This is a genomic window from Bradyrhizobium sp. P2_E8, from assembly GCF_056403875.1.
This window is the reverse complement of the sequence record NZ_JBFUES010001274.1, coordinates 1-1,817: the sequence shown is the minus strand read 5'-3', so window position 1 is coordinate 1,817 and position 1,817 is coordinate 1. Positions and strand designations below refer to the sequence as shown.

Annotated in this window: 3 protein-coding genes; all 3 read right to left on the bottom strand. The window is 63.2% G+C overall.

The window, feature by feature from the left end:
* Positions 1 to 337 (bottom strand): cache domain-containing protein (locus AC1D00_RS39460; RefSeq protein WP_477014409.1); only part of this gene is annotated, 337 nt, incomplete at its 3' end.
* Positions 338 to 699: 362 nt separating this feature from the next.
* Positions 700 to 1,137 carry a DoxX family protein gene (locus AC1D00_RS39455; RefSeq protein ID WP_477014408.1) on the bottom strand — a complete coding sequence of 146 codons (438 nt, stop codon included), beginning with the start codon at positions 1,135 to 1,137 and terminating at the stop codon, positions 700 to 702.
* A gap of 213 nt (positions 1,138 to 1,350) precedes the next feature.
* Positions 1,351 to 1,817, bottom strand: a 467-nt coding sequence (locus AC1D00_RS39450; protein ID WP_477014407.1) for an MFS transporter, incomplete at its 5' end; no start/stop codon positions are given.

Here is a 1,817-nt window from a genome sequence, read left to right as displayed (position 1 = left end):
GCTGCTGATTGGCGCCGTTCACCACCAGGGACGTGTCCTGATTGTAGACCACCGGATAGCCCTGGCCGCCATTGAAGCTCATGCGACGGCCGCGCTGGTGGAACAGGGACTTGGCCTCGGCTTGCGTCAGCTTGCCGGCGGTCACCTCGTCCTGGAGCGATTGCGCGTAGTTGTAGAGGAGCTCCACCGCGGTCCGCATCAGCTGGACGCGGTCTTCCATCATGCGGCTCTTGCTGAGGACGGTCGATACCCCGATGATGGCCGTGACCGTGAGCGCCGCGAGGCAGACCATGCTGGCCAGCTTGGTGCGGATCTTCAGATGACTCAGCAGCCTCATCGCAGCCTCTACGGAATGGTTATTATTGCTCGCACCGGTAGCATGAAGTTCTTACCAATCATGAATGGAGGCATGCGGCGGCCTGCCGCGCGGAACGGCGTTCGCAGGCTTGTGCGCAACCGTGCAGGCATATCGCCGTGCGCCGGGAGGCGCCGCTTCATGTGCCGGAGAAAATCGATCTTGGACTTTGGTGGCTACAGAGCCTGACTGGACCTGCAATGAATCGATTCGTTCATCGCATCATCATGTCCGTGCTGCTCGTCGCGGCCCTCGTTCTCATCTGGAACGTGCTGGGGGCGCGCTAGGACGGCACCGGCAGATCTGCGGGTGCCGTCCTGCTTGCGGGTCGATCCTCGGGCGCGTCAGCGCCGGGCGTAAGCGCCATCCGATGCGTCGCTCTCCTTGCCCATGACGGCATCGACGCTGATCGAGCCGCCCCCGGCTGCCGAGAGATAGAGGCAGGCGAAGCAGAACAGGATCGCGGCGGTACCGCCATTGAGCAGCGGCAGGAACACCGGCGAGCCGGTCTTGAGCATGTGGCCCATGAAGTAGGCGAAGGCCATTTCGCCCGACAGGATGAACGCCGTGAGCCGCGTGAACAGGCCGAGCATCAGGGCTGCGCCGAGCACCAGCTCAAGCGTGCCGGCCGCGTAGATCAGCGGCGGAATGTCGGCGAAGTAGGGAAGCGCCGGAAACTTGAACAGTTTTGCGATGCCATACTGGAACAGCAGCAGTCCGGTGACGAAACGAAACAGGCTCAGCAGAGCCGGTTGATAGCGAGAGAGATAGTTGAAGTTCATGATTTGCGCCCTTCCATCCACAATTCCCAAGCGACTTGAATCGCATTCGGTTCCACCCTGCAAGCCGTAGGCGCGTAATCCGCGCTGACTTTTTCGTCATGTCGGACAAAACGCCGCAGAGCCCGGCGAGTTCGGATTATTCGCGAGTGGCCATGTCGCGCGCGCCCGTAATTTCCCGGTGGCGCGGAGGGGTGCAGGTTACCTCGGACATACCTACCGCCGCAAGGCAGGGACAACCAGGAATGGAATCATCCCGAGCACCACGCTCGCAAGTGCGAAGGCGAGCAACGCGTTGTAGCCGTGGGTCGCGTCGTGGATCAGGCCGCCGCTCCAGGAGCCGAACGCCGAGCCAAGGCCACTGCCGATCGAGATGGTGCCGTAGATGGTGCCGATCCGCTTGCCGTGAAAGATCCGCATCGCGGTCGCGCTGATCAGCGGGCCGCGCGAGCCCATCATGCTGCCGAAGCAGACGACGAAGCCGGAGAGCACCAGGATGTTGGGGAAGTATTGCAGCAGCCAGAGCAGGGCGATGCCGAGAATCGAGATCGCGTAGCTCAACAGCACGGCCGGCCGGCGCCCGATCAGGCCGTCGAGCGCGGAGACCCCCAACATGCCGAACACCAGCACGACGCCGGAGAAGCCCCAGGCCGTCGCGGCCTGGAGCGGCGGGAAGCCTGCGT

What these genes read in the sequence shown, in the direction of transcription:
- AC1D00_RS39455 (WP_477014408.1), bottom strand. Translation starts at nt 1,137, where the DNA reads ATGAACTTCAACTATCTCTCTCGCTATCAACCGGCTCTGCTGAGCCTG.